The 19825-nt window shown below is 35.0% G+C and carries 14 protein-coding genes and 2 pseudogenes; 6 read left to right on the plus strand and 10 right to left on the minus strand.

Annotation, left to right across the window (positions count from 1 at the left end; genetic code table 11):
* Positions 1-20 precede the first annotated feature (20 nt).
* From R2I74_RS04745 to waaA, 7 genes are all read right to left on the minus strand, one after another.
* Entirely contained in the window at positions 21-1415 is a 1395-nt protein-coding gene (locus tag R2I74_RS04745) for an amino acid permease (protein WP_316354206.1), read from the minus strand.
* Complete coding sequence (gene mnmA, locus R2I74_RS04750; RefSeq protein ID WP_316354207.1) at positions 1412-2494, minus strand: tRNA 2-thiouridine(34) synthase MnmA; 1083 nt, start codon at positions 2492-2494, stop codon at positions 1412-1414. Before mnmA ends, R2I74_RS04745 begins: the two co-directional genes overlap by 4 nt.
* Before the next feature lie 494 nt (positions 2495-2988).
* Entirely contained in the window at positions 2989-3402 is a 414-nt protein-coding gene (locus tag R2I74_RS04755; RefSeq protein ID WP_316354208.1) for a hypothetical protein, read from the minus strand.
* Between the two features lie 82 nt (positions 3403-3484).
* On the minus strand, positions 3485-3991 hold the full coding sequence (locus R2I74_RS04760) for a CarD family transcriptional regulator (RefSeq protein WP_316354209.1): 507 nt from the start codon (positions 3989-3991) through the stop codon (positions 3485-3487).
* Positions 3992-4216: 225 nt separating this feature from the next.
* Entirely contained in the window at positions 4217-6445 is a 2229-nt protein-coding gene (locus R2I74_RS04765) for a DNA translocase FtsK (protein WP_316354210.1), read from the minus strand.
* A 148-nt stretch (positions 6446-6593) separates the two neighbouring features.
* The gene (locus tag R2I74_RS04770; RefSeq protein WP_316354211.1) at positions 6594-7811 is read right to left on the minus strand and encodes a dicarboxylate/amino acid:cation symporter; all 1218 of its coding nucleotides are present in this window, start codon (positions 7809-7811) and stop codon (positions 6594-6596) included.
* A 442-nt stretch (positions 7812-8253) separates the two neighbouring features.
* Complete coding sequence (gene waaA / locus R2I74_RS04775; RefSeq protein WP_316354212.1) at positions 8254-9501, minus strand: lipid IV(A) 3-deoxy-D-manno-octulosonic acid transferase; 1248 nt, start codon at positions 9499-9501, stop codon at positions 8254-8256.
* Positions 9502-9949: 448 nt separating this feature from the next.
* On the opposite strand from waaA, the gene R2I74_RS04780 reads away from it, so the two are divergent.
* The 3 genes from R2I74_RS04780 to R2I74_RS04790 are packed head-to-tail and all read left to right on the plus strand — an operon-like array spanning position 9950 to position 13342.
* Positions 9950-11941, plus strand: coding sequence for a leucine-rich repeat domain-containing protein (locus tag R2I74_RS04780; RefSeq protein WP_316354213.1), 1992 nt, complete (start codon positions 9950-9952; stop codon positions 11939-11941).
* A gap of 24 nt (positions 11942-11965) precedes the next feature.
* Positions 11966-12970 carry an IS701 family transposase gene (locus R2I74_RS04785; protein ID WP_316353273.1) on the plus strand — a complete coding sequence of 335 codons (1005 nt, stop codon included), beginning with the start codon at positions 11966-11968 and terminating at the stop codon, positions 12968-12970.
* 18 nt (positions 12971-12988) lie between these two features.
* Positions 12989-13342 (plus strand): hypothetical protein, encoded by a 354-nt coding sequence (locus R2I74_RS04790; protein WP_316354214.1) that lies wholly within the window; start codon positions 12989-12991, stop codon positions 13340-13342.
* Here the strand turns inward: R2I74_RS04790 and R2I74_RS04795 are convergent.
* The 3 genes and pseudogenes from R2I74_RS04795 to R2I74_RS04805 form a co-directional block, all read right to left on the minus strand.
* Positions 13335-14152: pseudogene (locus tag R2I74_RS04795) on the minus strand (23S rRNA (adenine(2030)-N(6))-methyltransferase RlmJ). The gene R2I74_RS04790 and the pseudogene R2I74_RS04795 sit on opposite strands and share 8 nt — an antisense overlap.
* Positions 14153-14289: 137 nt before the next feature.
* Positions 14290-15441, minus strand: a pseudogene (gene lpxB, locus R2I74_RS04800) (lipid-A-disaccharide synthase); the annotation flags it as partial.
* 6 nt (positions 15442-15447) lie between these two features.
* The gene (locus tag R2I74_RS04805) at positions 15448-17004 is read right to left on the minus strand and encodes a phosphoethanolamine transferase (RefSeq protein ID WP_316354215.1); all 1557 of its coding nucleotides are present in this window, start codon (positions 17002-17004) and stop codon (positions 15448-15450) included.
* Between the two features lie 103 nt (positions 17005-17107).
* Between R2I74_RS04805 and ybeY the strand changes: the two genes are divergently transcribed.
* From ybeY to recF, 3 genes are all read left to right on the plus strand, one after another.
* Positions 17108-17608 (plus strand): rRNA maturation RNase YbeY, encoded by a 501-nt coding sequence (ybeY, locus tag R2I74_RS04810; protein ID WP_316354216.1) that lies wholly within the window; start codon positions 17108-17110, stop codon positions 17606-17608.
* Between the two features lie 162 nt (positions 17609-17770).
* Positions 17771-18712, plus strand: coding sequence for a hemolysin family protein (locus tag R2I74_RS04815; RefSeq protein ID WP_316354217.1), 942 nt, complete (start codon positions 17771-17773; stop codon positions 18710-18712).
* Complete coding sequence (gene recF / locus R2I74_RS04820) at positions 18678-19772, plus strand: DNA replication/repair protein RecF (RefSeq protein WP_316354218.1); 1095 nt, start codon at positions 18678-18680, stop codon at positions 19770-19772. Before R2I74_RS04815 ends, recF begins: the two co-directional genes overlap by 35 nt.
* The last annotated feature ends 53 nt before the right edge of the window (positions 19773-19825 follow it).

The following is a 19825-nucleotide window of genomic DNA, read 5'->3' on the forward strand; positions in this document are numbered from 1 at the left end:
ATCATTGTCAAACAAACCTTTCATATTTTATTTTTTATCAAGATTGATCGTACTACATAAAGCATAAATACCACAGCTAACCAATATACGATCATTTTACCTGGTGTTGATAAATTGCCACTATTATCAATAAATTGTTTGAATAAAAGATACATGGAAGCAATAAATGCAGCCGGAGCTACAATAAATACCGCTGGACATGTAAAAGACCTGCTGACATTAGGTAGTTTAAAGCGAAATAACATTACTATTATTACTATAACAATATAATCAATCAACGCTCCCATGCTTGATAATTGTCCTAAAATTTCAAAAGGACACAAAGCTCCAAGCAAAGCAGAAATTGTCGAAAATATTCCGATAGTCACATAAGGACTATCATGTTTAGGATGAAGTTTTGCCAGAGATTTTGGTAACAAACCATCACGAGCTATTACGTAAAAGATACGAGATATACCATACAAACTAATCATAATTACGGTAGTCATTCCACAAATAGCACCGGTAGCCACAATCGCTGACCCAATATTACTATCATTGATCGCTAACGCATGAGCTAAAGGATGCTGATTATTTAATTCAGAAAAATTGATGATGCCGGTAACCAATCCACCGATTAAAACATATATTAACGTTGCCAGCACCAAAGATACGATGATTCCGATCGTTATATCACGTTTTGGATTTTTACATTCTTCGGCAGAAGCCGCAATATTACTAAAACCAGTAAAAGCAAAAAACAATATTGAGGCGCCCATTACCATATTATCAAAGCCAAAAGGCATAAAATCAGCCCAATTACTGACCTTAAAATGAGGAGTAGCAGAAAATACAAAAGTAAATATTGCACCCATTTTAATAAATACTAAAATAGCATTGATTTTGACACTATCTTTATTACCAAAATACAATATGACCCCAACAATTGCTACGATACAGAAAGCCGGTAAATTCATGATGCCACCATCAGCCGGCACCTTAACCAGGATGTTCGGAATGGTAAAACCAGCTGTTTTAAGTATCGGCTGTGCATAACCAGACCATCCAGCTGATACTGCTGCCGCCATAAAGCATAATTCCAAGATCATTATGCCACCCATTAACCAGGCAATGACCTCACCGAATGCTACATATGAGTAGGTGTATACACTGCCTGAGGTTGGCAGCATAGTCGCAAGTTCGGTATAGGCTAAGGCGACAAGAATGCAAGTTCCACCGGCGATAATATATGATAGCATTACTGCTGGACCAGAATATTTAGCCGCAACTAAACCAGTGAGTACAAAGACTCCGGTGCCAATAATACCACCTAAACCAAATAATATGAGATCAAATGCTCCTAAATTTTTATTTAAGCCGCCAACATTAGCAATTTCTTTTACTGATTCAAAGCTTTTTTGCTTAAAAAAATTCATTTTACTATCCAGCCTCCGCCAAGCACTCTACTGTCATCATAAATAACACAAGCTTGACCTGGTGCTACAGCTTTTTCTGGAGCAAGCAAAGTTATACGCATTTGATTGTTATCTATTTTATTAATATAGGCAAATTCTCCTGGACGTGTAGATCTAATTTTAACCTTCACATACTTAGTCTCTGTTATATCATCCGTCAGCCAATTAATATCTTTAATAATAAACTCACTGGCCGCTAATGCACTTTCAGGACCTACATACACTATTCTGGTTAAAGGATCAATTCTTATTACATATAACGGACTCGGAAATGCAATCCCAAGTCCTCGGCGTTGACCAATGGTGTAATTAATAATTCCTTGATGCTGACCTAATTCAAAACCATCAATGTGCATTATTGTTCCAGCTTGATTTGCCTGAGGCCTGAGCTTATTTACTATATTTCTATAATTACCATCAGGCACAAAACAAATATCCTGGCTATCTGGTTTATCTGCTAAAAACAAACCAAATTTAGTAGCCATAGTTCGTGTCTGTTCTTTAGTCAACTCACCGAGTGGAAAGTGCAAATACTCTAATTGTTCTTTGGTAGTTGAAAATAAGAAATAACTTTGATCTTTTTGTAAATCAAGTCCAGTATGCAGCTCAGCACCTGTTTTACCATTAATTTTACGTACATAATGACCAGTTGCTAGCGCAGAAGCACCTAAATCCTTTGCTACTTTTAATAAATCCTGAAACTTTACTGATTGGTTACATCGTACGCATGGTAATGGTGTTTCACCACGTACATAGCTATCAACAAAATCACCAATCACTGATTCTTTAAATTTACTTTCATAATCTAGAACATAATGTGGAATATTTAATTTTGCGGCTACTTGGCTTGCGTCATAAATATCTTGACCAGCACAACAAGCACCTTTTTTCATTATGCTGCTGCCATGATCATATAACTGTAAGGTAACACCAATGACTTTGTACCCTTCAGTATGTAACATTGCTGCCACAGTTGAGCTATCAACGCCACCGGACATCGCTACCACTATCGTTTCCTGGGTTTTGTGTGTATTAACCATAAATAAAATATATATGCATTAAAAATATGAACTTAGAGAGTGTATGCAGCAGTAACATAGTAGATAATTTTGAGTTTGGTATTATAAAGCGAGAATGTTCAAAAATTTGTGTTAAATTTGATCCCAAACAACTAAAACAGTCATCCCGAACAACGCAACGTCATCCCGAACTTGTTTCGGGATCTTATGAAGTCTTGATGAGATCCCGAAACAAGTTCGGGATGACCACTGTATACGTTAGGCTTTGAGACGAAGTCGAAGCAATCTAGTAAAACGAATCTTCTGAATTGCTTCGACCATAAATGGTCTCAAAGTTTGACGGTTCTCACTCACAATGACAATTCATATCGTCTCTTTTTCCTTAACTTGCTTTATAGGTTTCCGTGAACGACCCTCATAAATTTTATACGCAATGCCTAGAATGAGAAGATCATGGAGTATGTAGCGGTAATATAGTAGATAATTTTGAGTTTGCCCGATAAAGTTTAACGGAGTTACTTTAACGGTTTCTTTGCATTCCAGCTAACAGCAGTATAGCAACGCTTATCATCTTGCAATTTCAGGTATATAATTGTCTGTTCTTGAAGAGTAAAACCTACATACCATGCACCTACAAAAGGTGGTTCCGGAATTTCGTGCCAACAGGCAACAATAGTATCTAATGGACTAAAATGACCTTTGATGGTTTTAGTAACTTGTAGCCAGGCATTATACCTGGCCACTTTTATTCCTTTGTACGTACTTTTATCATCTTCAGTTGCTATTACTCCGAGTACTTTAACTTCTCCGACAAAATCACTTGACTCCAATAATTCTTTATCATTCATTGGTGCAGGTAGTGCGCTGGCATTAGTGATAGTCATTAAGAATGTTATAAATAACAGAACTCTTGAGTAACCCATAAACATTAGTGAACGAATCTTTAAGATAATATTTTAACTTTAAAACTATGTGGAATTAAGGAAGAAAAGCTACTATTGTCTCTATCAACTAAGCGGCTATTCTTTTTTCCTTAAGAATTTCAACTAGTTTGCTAATAGCATCTTCTGAATTAATGCTTTCAAGAATAGCTAATTCGCCAGCAAGTCTATTTAATGCTGATTCATAAATAGTACGTTCACTATAAGAGCGATCACTATCTACATTTTTGTATAAGTCACGTACTACTTCTGCAATAGCAACAACATCGCCAGAGTTAATCTTTCCCTCGTATTCTTGAGCTCTTCTACTCCACATTCTATTGCCTTGTTTAGGTTTTCCCTGTAACGTAGAATATATTTTACCTAAATCACTTTTGCCGACAAGAGTTCTTAAGCCAGCAGCAGCAGCACGATTAACTGGTACCTTAAGAGTCATTTTGTCTTGAGGAAATGATATGACATACACTTGTATAGCTGTGCCACCAATAGTTTGGGTGTCAATATTCACTATTTCACCAACTCCGTGTGATGGATATACAACTCTTTCGCCTATTCTAAAATCAGGTGCGATTGGCATCTATACCTCTCTTTTCTTTAAATATTAAATAATAAATTTAAGTGTTTAGAAAGTTTGAAATGACGCTTTACTTTACATGCTTTTCAGCGTACAACGTTGCTTTGATTAAAGTTTAAAAACAGACCTATTGCATCACCTCAATTCTAAATGGGTTATGCAATAACCTGATAACAACTTGACATTGTATCACATTTTTATCAGTTCTCCAAGAGGGTTTTAGTACTATTATTCTTCCGGTAATAAGATTTCTCGCTTTCCAGCATGATTAGGGGCGGCAATAATACCTTCACGCTCCATTCTGTCAATAATATCTGCCGCACGGTTATACCCTATCCGCAGACATCTTTGAATATAGCTGGTAGAAACCTTACGTTCAAGTCGTACGATTTGCACTGCTTTTTTATACATATTTTCATTGTCACTACCATTAATATTAACTTCTTCTGCTTCTACAACATCTTCATCTGCTAATGCTGTTACTGCTGAGATGTATTCTGGAGTTCCAGCAGCTCTGAGATATTCTGCAACTTTCTCGACTTCCGAATCATCTACAAAAGGTCCATGTACTCTAGTAATTCTAGCCGCATTACCCATATATAACAGATCGCCCAATCCTAGTAATTGTTCTGCGCCTTGTTCTCCCAAAATGGTTCTACTATCAATTTTCGAAGTAACTTTAAAACTGATACGGCTTGGAAAATTGGCTTTGATCACTCCAGTGATCACATCCACAGATGGACGTTGGGTAGCCATAATAATATGAATTCCAGCAGCCCTAGCCATTTGTGCTAAACGCTGAATTGAAGATTCAATATCTTTGCCAGCGACAATCATCAAATCAGCCATTTCATCGACGATCACCACAATAAATGGTAATTTCTCCATATTAATGGCCATAGATTCGTAAATGGGAACACCTGTTTCTGGATCGAATCCCACTTGAACTGTGCGCTCCAATGTCTTGCCTGCTTTAATTGCTTCGATGATTTTAGCATTGTAACCACTAATATTTCTAACTCCAACATTTGACATTAGTCTATATCTATTTTCCATTTCTTTTACCGCCCATTTTAGCGCCACTACTGCTTTTCCAGGTTCGGTGACTACAGGCGTCAATAAATGCGGAATGTTGTCATATACTGATAGCTCCAACATCTTGGGATCGATCATGATTAGGCGGCATTCTTCTGGGGTATAGCGATAAAGTAAAGACATGATCATTGCATTAATAGCCACAGATTTACCGGAACCAGTGGTACCAGCAACCAATAAATGTGGCATCTTGGCCAAATCGGCAATAAAAGGTTTGCCAGCAAGATCCTTACCCAGTACTAAAGGTAAGCTAATGTTACTATCTCGATATTCAGCTGTTTCGATTAATTCTCGTAAGCAAAAGAAAGCTCGTTGTTTGTTTGGTAGTTCAATTCCTAAGACGTTTCTGCCTGGAATTACTGCAATCCTGGTCGAAATAGCTGATAATGACCGAGCAATATCATCTGAGAGACCAATGACTCTTGAAGATTTGGTGCCAGCGGCTGGCTCAAATTCGTATAAAGTAACTACCGGTCCTTGACTAATATCGATAATCTGTCCCTTAACACCAAAATCACCTAATACTCTTAATAAATTTTCTGCATTCTGTTTTAATTCTGCTTTAGTTTCAGTTCTAATTTGTTGGTTATCAGGATTTTTTAGCAAATCAACTGGAGGAATCGTAGTAGACAAATTAGCTGTTTTGCCCTCAGCAATTAACTTAGCTTTAGCCTTAGGTGCAATATGATGGGGTGCTAAAGGTGCTTCTTCTTGCGGATAATACTCTATTTCATTGTTTGTAATAGCAGGGGCTTGTCTAATTATAGCTGGTTTTATTGTTTTGCTGATTTTGGTATAGCTAATATATTTGCTGATTTTGGCAACTACACTAAGAATACTCATTAATTTTGTAAAGATAGTGAAGTAAGTACGTGAATTAATTCCAAGACAAGTAAAAAATAATATTATAGAGAACAGAAAGAGCATCGTATCAGCTATAAAGCCATATTCACTAATTAATGGATGTAACATTATCCCAACAGCGCCACCGCCACCTGCGGGTAACGTCTTGATCTTAAAATCTGCGCAAGCTATTGAAAATCCAATACTGGCAACAATGATAACCATAAATCTAGCGATAAACCATGGTAATTCTCCGGTTCTATACAAAATAATTGCCCAAATCATACAAGCTAAAGCTGGTAAGAAAGAAGATAAGCCTAAAAATTGGTACAATAAGTCTGATAAATATGAACCAAAATATTTACAAAAATTGCTTGGATATCTATGAGTTACCAAATTGAACGAAGGATCTCCTTGGTTATAAGTTATTAATGAGGTGATGGTTATTATACCAATCACCATCAGTAATAATGCCTGGATCTTATTATGCAAAAACCATTTTTGTAAATAATATAACACCTACTTATATCTCCGTGGGCTTTTATAGCAAAGCCAGTTGTACTATGTACGTTAATTTTTTCGCTTCGGCTAATGCCGCGCAGTGATTACTTTGTTTCGCACAGCCGAGACGCAGCATATTTGGCGTATCATAGTACAACTGGAGAAGCTATACTGAACGTTCATAAACGACCTTGGTAACACAAAGATCAGACCACACGTTTAATGCGGTTTCAACCATATCAATTACCGCGTAAAACGGTAAAATAATTCCCATCAAATTTATAGGTACTCCTTGAGCTGCAAGTAAACTTGCACTCAAAAAGAAACAGCCCATAGGTACTCCAGCATTACCTATAGCTGCTATGGTTGCGATAATAATCCAGCTGACCATGGTAGTATAGTCAATTATCATACCATTACTTTGCGAAATATAAATAACAGTTGTAAAAATAAATGCCGCACAACCATTCATATTAATTGTCGTACATAGTGGCAAAATAAACTTGGCGACTGTTGGTGAAATACCAAGCCTATTTTGAGCACAATCAATAGTTATTGGCAATGTCCCAGAAGATGATTTTGAAAAAAACGCAATGGTTAATGCCGGCATAGCGGCAGCAGCAGTAGAGAGTGGTGAGATATTATGCCACTTTAACCATAACGGTAAAATGACTACCCCTTGCACCACATTAGCTAAGATAATAACTAATAAATATTCTATTATACTACTAAAATCCTGGCCGCCTTTAAGCTCAATTACGCTAACAGCAATAAAAGCGTATAATGCCAATGGAATAATTTTTACCACCCATTTTGTCAGCACCATGAAAATATCGTGCCACCCCTGGAAAAAATTTATTATGGCACTTCTAGCCTCAATATTGTTAATCTTACGTGTAGCAATAGCAATAGCTATGGACATTAATAGTACACTAATTACTCGATGCTCCAAAAAAGGTTCAAATAGATTAATGGGAATTAGATGCAGTAAATGATTTTTGAAATCATTACTCTCGGCTGTTAGTGCAGCGGATTCTATCATGCTAGCATCTGGTAATTTTGGCGCAATTAGTATATATAGTACACAAGCCACTGTTGCTGCGATTATAGTAGTACCAAAAGTATATTGTAAAGTCTTACTACTTAACGATTTCATATCACCATCAGTTTTATAAGCAGTAATAGTCACAATAAGAGCTAGTGCAATTAGTGGCAGACTTAAGAAATTAAATATTCTCATGAATGCGTCAGTAATCAAGTGTACTATTTGATGCAGAAAACTAATTTCCGACAAACCACTAGCTATTCCAAGACTAATAGCAAGAACATACAATAATAATTTTTGCTGCAACAATAGTTGTTGCAATTTAGAGTAAATACTCATTTTTCCTCACATCAGTAAAATTTAAGAAAATAAAATAAATAAAGTTAAATTATAAGGATATTGAGAGAGTGTCCGATGAACTGTCAATTAAATAAGACTCGTCATTGCTTGAGACCACGACAGTGGTCGAAGCAATCCAGTTATCGTTCATTTCCTGGATTGCTTCGGCTGCGCCTCGCAATGACTGGTGGGTGCGAGTGTCTCAATGACGTTCGTATCGTCTCTTTTCCTTAACTTGACGTCTAAGTTTTCGCAAACACTTTCGATATTTGACTATTATTTACAACAACAACATAAAGATGAGTTAACTAGAGGCAGCATGGCAAAAAGACTTTGCAGAAGATGATTGATAATATTGATATGTTTAGTAAACATAGAGATAAAAACTTTTGAATGTTGTTGATTTCTAACATAGCTTCGGCTTAGAGTCAAGAAGGATATTTTATTTGTTAATATATTTACTAATAATTTCTAAATAACTCGCTAATATTTGTTGATGTTTCTGGATAAACGTCGTTGTATTATTTTTAGGTGCTTGAACCTCATGCTCCAGATAATATTGCAGTCTGTTTAACAACTCTTCCTGCCTACTTATTTGTACTGCAGCCTGAGAATCTATCATTTCATTGGCGATAATTTGACAATTACTCATATCTGGACCAAAAATTATTATTTTACCAAAATGAGCAGGCTCTATCGGATTATGTCCTCCTTGTTTGAATGAACCACCAACAAAGACAATATCAGCAATACTATAAAACAAACCTAACTCACCAAAACTGTCGACAATATATAAATCACTGGCTAGTGAGGGTAATAGAGTCTCTGATCTAACGCTAACACTTAAATTTAAGTTCTGACAAAATTTCACCACCTCATTCTTCCGCTCTGGATGGCGTAAAACAATAATCAGATAACAATCTGGAAACTGAGCTTTTAGCTGATGAACTAGCGGTAGAATTACTTGTTCATCTTCAAAATGAGTGCTGCCAGCTACTATTATTTTTTTGCCTTGTAGATGTTCAGTTATTTTTGCATATTGCTGCTGATCAACAGCCGGTTTTTCATTGGCAAATTTTATATTTCCCAGGTTAATGATATTATTGCTCGCTCCAAGAGCCTGAAATTTTTTAAAATCTATACTACTTTGCACGATGATATCACTAAATTTAGCTATAATAAATTGAAAGAATCCGCTAAAATTTTGCCATTTTTGAAACGAGTAATCTGAGATCCGAGCATTTACCCATAATAATTTACAGCTTTTGCTGCCTTCATTAATTAAACATGGCCATAATTCTGACTCGACTATAATTCCTAGGTCTGGCCGCCAGTGCTTAAAAAACTTTCTAATCAATATAATGTTATCAAAAGGTAAGAATTGGTGAATGGCATTGGTCGGTAATTTACTTGCTAATATCTTAGCTGAGGATACAGTGCCAGAGGTCACCAAAAAATTATGTGAAGAGATGCTGTTTATTGCATTAACTAAAGTCATTGCTGCAATTGATTCGCCAACGCTTGCAGCATGTACCCAGATCAATTTACCAACTGGTCTTTGTTGATCAGAAAATGCAAAACGCTCGAATATTCGTGATATAATTTCTTTCTGTTTAAATATTCGAATAATCAATACAACTATATATACTGGCATTAGTAGAATAGTTAGCGTATTATATATATAAAGCATTTGTAATTTACATAATTGTATAAATTCAAGGTTATAGCACTAATTAATAGTCTAAGAGAGGGTGTTCAATGAACTGTGTCAATTAAAGTAAGGTTCGTCTGAGCTAAGACCACGTTAGTGGTCAAAGCAATCCAGTCAATTTATTGACACGCCAAGTTTTTTCTGGATTGCTTCGCCTTCGGCTCAGCTCAGACGATTTGACACAGTTCATTGAACACTCTCGTCTAAGAGGGTAGATGTAGGTAAAACGTTAAGATGATTTTTAGAATATTTTTTATATTTCAAGGCAAATTTTATGATAATAGTTATGCTATAAAATTTGAAGTAGAAAGATAAGGAAATAGGCAAAAATTCAATTAACGTTTTACCTACATCTGCCCTCTAAGAACCCTCCGAAATTAATCAACGTCAATGTTATATAAACAAGCATATTGGTGGATCATACTGCATGAAAAATCTAGAGCAACTAATAAATCAAATACAGAACAAAGAGATTACAAACACTGTTGAATTTCCATTGATTCCTATGGGAATAGTTGAAGTTCAGCGTCTACTTGCAGCTATCAAGCTTAATGGTACTATAACTTCCCTAAATTTATGGGCTAATAACATTGGAAAAGACGGGGCAAAGCTTATTTTTGAAGCTTTACCTAATTTGTCAATAACTGCTATTGCTATTTCTGAAAATCAAATAGGAGATACTGGAGCTGGCTTTTTAGCTGACACATTAGAGAAAGCAGAATCACCAGTAACTTTCGTTAGGTTATGGGGTAATGATATAGGAAATCTGGGAGTCAAGTTATTAGCTCAGCCGTTGATGCAGCTAGGTTGTAAGATAAAGTGCCTGGATTTAAGTTATAATGGAATAGGTGATCTTGGAGCTGACTATATAGCAGCGGTCTTGTTTGCAAATTCATCTATAGAGCTCATTGATTTATCTGGTAATTTAATCGGTAATCTCGGGGCGCTAACCATAGCTAAAGCTATAGCAAGTAATAATTCACTAATTTCTCTTAATTTACATAATAACCAAATAACTGCTATTGGTGCCGAACCTTTTACCATAGCTCTACACAAGAATACTACACTAACCTCTTTAATTTTAGACTTTTTTAAATCTGGTAATATATTTTGCAAAATAATGGCTTTTAATAAATTAGCTGCTCCAGATAAACAGGACATTGCTCATGCATTAACTATAGAAGTTTTTTCTATATTCATCATACAAGATTGGTATGAAGCTTTAGAATATTATTTTTCCGATCTTGATCTAAATGTCAGTGACGAAAAAGGAGCAACATTATTTGCTCGATTTTTTAATGAACTAGCAACAAACAAGATTTCTAAAGTATTGAAAGTACTATGGCCAGTTATTGAAAAGCAGAATGTTAAGGTTGATCAATCATTAGCTGATAATGCTGGTACCATCTTGCACAAATTAGCTTACGGTGGAAAGTGGGAAACAATAATATGGTGCATTACTAAAGCTAAAGATTCAGGTGAATTATGGTTTAACGTCAATAAACTTGATGCAAACGGCGATAGGCTAATAGATTTGTCGACTAAAGTCAAAAATTATGACTTAATGGAGGTATTGCGTGCTTATGGTTCAGTCGAGCCTAAAGGCGGATTTGGTATCATTGAAAAATTGAATATTAGTGGTACTCATCCAGACACGCCGGATAATATAATTAATGCTCTTAAAATTCTAAGTAAACTATACTATGATTTTCCATTAACCAGTGAAACTGAAATTGATAATCACATTAATTGGTTAAAAATGCAGGATTTTGGTGATTTATGTAACGATCAATGGAGCTCAAATCAATCGCTAGCCATAGTACAGATCATTGATAAATTATCGGCGATGCGTACAGAAAATGATCGTGAGTTAGAAAATTTTGATTTTAAGCAAGCACTTGCTCAAGTGATTTATGTTGTTCGTAGCAGCAATGATTATTTACTGCTTGACGCATTAATAAACTGTTTGAGTGTACTTAATATGTGCCCACTCGGTAAGTTAATAATGCTAGTATCTGTAATTCAGGATAAAATTTTAGAAATACCATCAATTGACTATAGTGTTGTGAAGTTCGCCGATTTTGCTGGGGTCTTAAGTTTGGTAACAGAGCAAGCAGAAGCGATGTTTGAAGAGCAAATTAGAGAAGCTGTTAGTCGATGGTTTTATGATCTTTACTGTAATGCAGTTAAACCTGAGAATTGGCATTATCATACATTGCAACTGCAAGGAATATTTAATGAACAATTTTTGGATTTAAATCCTGCTTGGGATAAGATAGCGAGTTATCACTTCAAACAGCTACGAGTTATATTGATAGATCCACTACTTAAGAGAATAGATTCTGGTTGTGATAATGACAGCAGGACTTCCGCAAGACTAATGAAATTAGATAAGAATCGAGATATTATGGGAGTATAATGTAATTTAGATTGTGAGTATAAGATGACTACAAGAATAGATTATTGTCAGTATTTATTATCGAGCCAGACAAATTATACTATTACAAATTTTGCTGATCATGTAGAAGGTTTAAGCGACGACAGGGTCAGAAGATATCTAGCGAATGCTAAATTATCACCAAGATTAATATGGGAACACGGTAAAGAAGAGATTATCTTCAGCGCTAACGGCAAGTTGCTATTTGACGATAGCGTATTAGATAAAAGTTACTCGAATAATATAGATGAAGTCAGGTATCAATATAGCGGCAATGCCAAGGAAGTAATAAAAGGCATAGGTATTGTGACCTGTGTTTATGTTAATCCTGAAGAGAATAAGTTTTGGATAATAGATTATAGGATATTCAATCCCGATAAAGACGGTTTAACTAAAATAGATCACGTTAAAGAAATGCTGCGTAATGCTCATTATAGCAAAAAGGTTGCATTTAACACAGTACTTATGGATAGTTGGTATGCGACAACCTCGATTCTACTTCAAATAGAAACTATCGGTAAATATTACTATTGTCCTATCAAAAGTAATCGTTTAGTAGACGATAGCAACGGTAATAAGGCTTACTGTAGAGTTGATTCTTTGGATTGGAGTACTGATGATATTAGCAACGGTAAGATTATCAAGATTCATAAATTTCCTAAAGATCATAAAGTGAAATTATTCAGAGTAACTGTTTCTACCAACAGAACTGACTATGTCGTCACAAACGACATGGCTCAAAATTCGCTTGATGCTGTACAACAAGAGTATGGCTTCAGGTGGAAGATTGAGGAATTTCATCGTGAAGTCAAGCAAGTCACCGGTATTGAAAAGTGCCAATGTAGAATAGGAAGAATACAGAGAAATCATATAGCTTGCGCTATCATGGTCTGGAATTGTTTGAAAAAAGCTGCAAATGCTGCTTCTAGCACCGTATATCAGCTAAAGAGCGGGTTATTAAGGAACTATTTAATCCAGGAATTAAAGAGCCCTGTCGTGCGATTTGCGTAAGTCCTGGACAGCCATGATTTGCAACAATGGCATAGTTGGAAAGAAGATGGATTGATAATAATCGCTGAAGAATTTTATGAGAAAGCTTTAAGTGCCACTACAAAGCAACAGCTGTCAGAATTACTTAATGCCTTCCAAAGTCCTAAATATACTTTTGGTGAGTTCACTCCATATCTACCACCAGCTCCGATTGAGGCGCTGCTACATACGTATAATAAAATGCAGTCGCATGAAGCCAAAGATCTATTCTTAACATTACTAGAACAATTTTTTCCTCTCGAATATGGTACAAGAGATTTTATCATTGCTAAACATTTTGACCAGCTTCTTGGTCAATCTTTTGAATTACCTGATGATTCTATATTTATATAATACTAATTTTAGATTTAGCCTGGTTTAAAAATATATTGTCAGTTAAGTATTTCATTAAAGTGGATATTTCATTTTTGATATTGGGAGGGTTGATTACCAGCAAACCACATTGATGCATATTATTCGGAGAGTCTAACAACATAAAATCTATCGTTAGAGCTTCTTTGAAACCAATAATTTGGTAGTCTTGATAAAATTTTTTTATTTCAGCAGTATTTTTAATCGGATACCAAATTAATACACAAATATTACTAGCTCTATGTTTGATAATTTTTAAGGCTTCTATTAATTTGCTAAATTCATCTTTGCGTTCAAAAGGAGGATCAATAAATACCAATCCTCGATTTTCAGTGAAAGGCAAAAAGGCTTTTATAGCAAGGTAGGCATCCAGTTGATGAATAGATATATTGTTAGTGCGAGTAAATAATGTTTTTAAGCTCTTATAGTCTTCTGGATGCAGTTCACAAGCAACCAGGCGGTCATACATCCGCAACAGTTGATGAATAATTCGTGGTGAACCGGGATAAATAGATTTTTGATTTAAAGAGATAATATTTAGAAATTTTTGGATTAACTCAGGCCTGATCTTTTGTGAATCAGCATATTGCAGTAATTTTTGCACTCCATTTATATTTTCATTGGTTTTTAAAGCCTCAACTGACAACAGATCATATTGACCAATACCTGCAAAAGTATCAAGTACTGCGAATGGTTTTTTTTCTTTTTTAACTGTTCAATAATGGCTATCAAAGTTAAATGTTTTACGACATCAGCAAAATTTCCAGCGTGGTAGATATGTCTATAGTTCATTTTTTGCCATTAGACCTCTTTCCAAACCCTACTCCTGACGGTAGCTGCTGCGTCGCTCCGGTGCTCAGATGCTCATGTACTATATGTACACTGCGCTCTTGCGCTCCGTATGCTCCTAGCATTTCCTCGTCAGGAGCGAGTTTGGAAAGAGGATCTAGTAATTCCAGAATAATGCTTGCAGCACGCATCGAGGGTTGATTATTTGAGTTGAAACCAAGTGTATTTAAAACCTGCTTGCTTGCTTGAAGTTGTCTAGTAGCAACGTTAGGACTAGTTAAAATATTAATTAACTCATTTGCTATGGATTCAGGATTACAATCAGATTGGATGAATTCCGGTAAAATTTCCTGATTAGGAATAATATTAATTAAGGAGGCGTATTTTATCTTAATTAATAGCTTTATGAAGGCATAGCTCATTATATTTAGCTTATATGCTACTATCATCGGAGTTGATGATGCTGCAATTTCTAAAGTATTAGTACCAGATTTTGCTAGTGCCACATCTGCCAACGCAAAAGATTTGAGCCGATCCAGAGAAAATTTAAAATCAAAATTAACGCCTGTCAGTAGCTTAGTGATCAATGTTTGATGGCTATGATCATTAATTACAAATAATGCCTGTATGTCAGGATAGAGTTTACTTACAATATTAAGTGCCTGACAAAAAATAGGGGTATGGCGCATGATTTCACCGACACGACTACCGGCGGTGACGCAAATAATTTTACGTACTAGTGGTATATTTTCTTTAGTCCGTAGTTCCGTCTTTGCACTATAAAAATCTTGTTCAGTCACCGGATGACCAATGTAAGAACAAGGTAATCCTACTGTTTCAAAATATGGTGGTTCAAATGGTAATAATGCTAGCAAATGATTATATAATTTAGCATATTTCTTGGCTCTACCTGGCTTATAAGCCCAAACTGATGGTGCAACAATATGCAACATTTTTAAGTATGGCATCTTTGTACGAACTTTTTGTGCTACACGATAAGTAAATCCTGGTGAATCAATTGTAATCAGTAGATCTGGAGCTTGGTTAATAATATCATCAGCAGTATATTGGATTAATTTTTTTAATCTTGGAATATGTGGAATAATCTCCCAGAATCCCATAATGCTAATTTCATTGATTGGGAACAAACTGTGTAATCCTTGTTCACTCATTAACTTGCCACCGACACCAGCAAAGTTTAGAGCAGGCTGTAATGATTTTAAGTTGAGCATTACACGACTGCCAATAAAGTCTCCTGATGGTTCGCCGGCGATAATATAGATATTAGTCATTGACCCCTACTTACATAAACTTAATTTCTGATCAATAATCTCAGAGTGAATACCTAAACAATCCAATACTGAGTGGAACACATAATCATGACTAATCTCTTGAGCACGATGAGCTTTGATTGCAGTAGTAAATTCAGGGTAATTTTTAGTAAATTGATCGGAGGTCCAGATGATAAAAGCTATTTCAGTTTGTTCAGATGTAATATCTCCACCATGACCATATCTGCCATTTTCTCCAAGCTGTTCAGCGTGATCAGCAGCATAAATTAGCAAGGCATTTTTGTTTTTAAGCAATTCTATTAAATTGAATAAAAAAAAATCGGTATATAAAATTGAGTTATCATAAGTATTGATTAAACCTTCATGACCACAGCTGCTTTGATCAACTTTTCCGCTAACATTACAACCAGGCTTGAAGTAATTGAACTCTGCTGGATAGCGGTTAGCATAACTCCAGTGGCTACCTGAAGTATGTACCACCAAAAATTGTTTGCCGCTATTGTTGAGGATATTTTCAATATAAGGCAGCATAACACCATCATGATCGTTCATGGCAAATAAAGCAGAGCCACCAGGAATAATGGCAAAACCTACTTCATCATAGACGGTTCCCAAGTGAGTATTATTTAAGTATTTCATTAATGATTGCGTGCCAATCCAGGTGGTGTTAAACTTAAGATGGGTGAGAATAGATAATAATCCAGTTTCTTCCAGGGCTTGACCTGGATCAAGAGATGAATGGCGAGATAGTAAGCACGGCACTGATAAATAAGTGATATTAGAGCATGAATGTGCTTTAAAAGATAATAAGTTATTTACGGTTTTTAGCTTTGGTGTTGTTTCTCGATTATAGCCATTAATGCCAAAATTGCTGTATCTTGCAGATTCTCCGATTACTAAGACCCCAACAATATCTGAAGCAGAATTATCAATAAAACTAAATTGTTGACTAATATCATTGCGAGTTGAAGTGCGCCACATCTCAGTAAAATATAAATAAGTGTTATGTAGGTACTGGATCGGAAAGTAGCTGCCTAGAACCTTGTAAGGTGGAGAGATGATAGAGTTGATAGTTAATAACAAACAAATCGCCGCCAATAATTTAGTAATAAAAAGCTTGCTAGTATTTATTCCAAAATGCTTAATAGTGTATATACAAATAGATATGCTAAAAACTAACCATACTATTAGATTAGTACTTGCTAACTCAAAGGCTTCATTAAGATTAGTACCAAATAATGCTTTTATTATTTCTTTAGTTGGCGCAATCTTAAAAAAATATAAATAATAACTGGATAATGCTCCACTTATAAAAAGTAATATGGTGGTAATTAAGAATAATGTGCGATGAATGGCGCAGCCAAAAAAGAAAATAAATAAGGTGAGATATATATAAATAAAGTCTTTGCTTAATTCTATAATGGCCAGAATTCCGCTAACTTTATAATAGTCAAATTTATAGATAAAAACAGCTGAATTAAAAAGGAGCATATAGATAATAGCTATTATTGCTGCTATCTTGATTAAGCTAAACTCTAAGTGTTTTTGTAATATTTTAAACATACTAGATTATATATATTCTGAATAAGCTTTAACTATCATGATAAGATCTAATCTACAAGAGATATATCTCAAACTAATATATTCACCATTAATCTCCGTGCATATGAAAATTACTATTGAAATTGCTCAGCGCTGTAAATATTGGAATAATCATAAGCAGCTAAATAAAAGGATAATGGCAAAAATTTGTCGAAATATTATTGCTAGGTTTGCTAACTTAAAACAAGTAAAGATTTTTGAATTATCAATTTTACTTACAGATAACACAGAGATATTAGAGTTAAATAATAAATTTCGTAGAAAAAATCAAGAAACTAATGTATTATCATTTCCAGATATTCTATTAGATTGGAAGCATATACTTGAATTTCAACCTGATTTAAATTATATGTATTTAGGAGACATGGCTTTTAGTTATCAGCAGCTAGTGCATGAAGCGGCAGAGCAGCACAAGCTATTTGAGCATCATTTTCTACATCTTTTTGTACATAGCATGTTGCACCTACTAGGCTTTGACCATCAAAAAGAGGAAGATGCAGTAATAATGGAAAATTTGGAGATCCAGATATTACAAGATTTTGCCATAAATTCTCCATATTTTTAGCAAAGCCAGTTGTATATGATACGTTAATAGAAGAGCGAAGCAGTAACTTACGTGAGAGCACAGCTAGACTTACAAAATTGGCGTACATGATGCAACGGGGAAAGCTATATAACCTATTAAGAGCTATACTAATGTGTATTGACAAATGTAATATTAAAATTTATGCCTAAACCTTCATCTTCGGAAGAATCATCTCCCTCGTCTACTACACGAGCAAAAGTTACTAATACTAAGAAAAAATTTAGCTTGAGCGCTGTACTATTAGCGTTATGTGGGTCTGTTTTAAAGTTAATAAACAGAAAAAAAACAATCATCAACGCTAACGCTGCTCCCATACATCTAGATCCGCATAAAATAAACGGTATTATCAATGAGCAAGAAATACTGAATAATTTTTTAACTTTCAGTAATAAAACTGTTGAAGATGCAATGATCCCTAGGTCAGATATTGTTGCGGTAAAGCATGATATTAATTTGACTGAACTTTTTGAGCTAATCATCAAAACTCATCACACCAGAACTTTGGTATATGAAGGTACATTGGATAATATTATCGGCTTTGTTCATATCAAGGATTTATTCATGATTCTGGCACAAAACAAGAATTTTCAGCTCAAAAAGATCATTAGGAAGCCTATTATTTCAGCACCATCGATGAAATTAACTGATCTTTTAATCACTATGCAACGGCAACGTACTCATATATCAATTATCGTAGATGAATATGGTGGCACCGATGGTATTGTCACCATTGAAGATATTATGGAAGAAATTGTTGGACGTATCGATGATGAACATGATGATAAGTTGGAAAGTGATGCTTATCAAATACTTGATTCCAGCACTGTGTTATCGAGTAGTAGGGTGGAGGTTGAAGATCTGGAAAGAATATTAGGGGTGAAGCTCAAGGATGATAAAGATGAATTTGATACAATCGGTGGTCTAGTGTTAGCTAAGGTCGGTAATGTACCATCTCCAGGCACTAAGATTGAGATTTCTCATCAAGTAGAACTTGAGGTGATAGATGCAAATGCCAGAACCTTAAAACAGGTTAAACTTACATTAAAGAATGCGCAACACATACCTACAAAATTTACGTCTTGAAAATTATCGCAATTTTCAAACATTTGCTCTAGAAAGTGGCAATAATCCTATAATTTTGATAGGAGAAAATGGCATTGGTAAAACTAATATTCTGGAGGCAGTTTCTTTACTTTTTCCTGGTCGTGGTATTAGGGCGGCTAAATTAGAAGATATCGGCAAATCAGGCGAGAAATCATGGTCAATTGCAGCGAAATTGCAAAGTAAAATTGGTATTGCGGAGCTCTATACAGTTTTTAATGCTAATATCGGCAAACGCTATATAGAATTTAATGGCGCCAAAATACCTAATAGTGAGCTCAGCATGTTATCCAGTATGTTATGGCTTACTCCACAAATGGAAGGTATATTTTTAGCAGCCAGTAGTGATAGACGAAAATTTCTGGATCGCATAGTTTTTACTTTTTATCATGAGCATGCAACAAAAGTGAGCAAATATGAATATTATATGTATGAAAGATCCAAGATTTTACAACAGGAGTCAATAAATTCAAGTTGGCTACAAATAATTGAAAATAAAATGGCAGAATTATCGGTGGTAATTGCTACTAATAGGATTAATGTTTTAGCTTATTTACAAAGCGCCATTGATGAATTAGATAGTGAATTTCCTAAAGCCATATTAGCTATTGAGGGAGTAGAATTACAAATAGATAGTACAAATATCGTAGAATTGATTCAACAACAATTTGAGAGCAGGCGTAATCAAGATAAACTATCTGGTAGAACTACTTTTGGCACTCATCGCAGTGATCTTATCGTAAAACATAAGCTAAAAAATATACCGGCGCAGTTTTGTTCCACTGGTGAACAAAAAGCGATGTTGATTACGATAATGTTAGCTCAAGTAATTAGTATTATCAAAATAACCTCTACAGCACCTATATTATTATTAGATGAAGTTTTTGTACATCTAGATTCAATTAGAAAACAATATTTAATTAATTTTTTGATTACAGTTAAGTTACAAATATGGATTACTGCAACTGATTTAGATGGCATTGAGGAGTTGGTGAACTATGCAGAATTAGTAAATTTAGACAGCTTAGCGTCGGTCAGTTAGATGGAGACAATCAAATTTGTCAGGATTCAGTTGTGCGAAACAAATTAAGATAT

Origin of the sequence: Candidatus Trichorickettsia mobilis, from assembly GCF_963422225.1 — a bacterium.
GTDB lineage: Bacteria > Pseudomonadota > Alphaproteobacteria > Rickettsiales > Rickettsiaceae > Trichorickettsia > Trichorickettsia mobilis_B.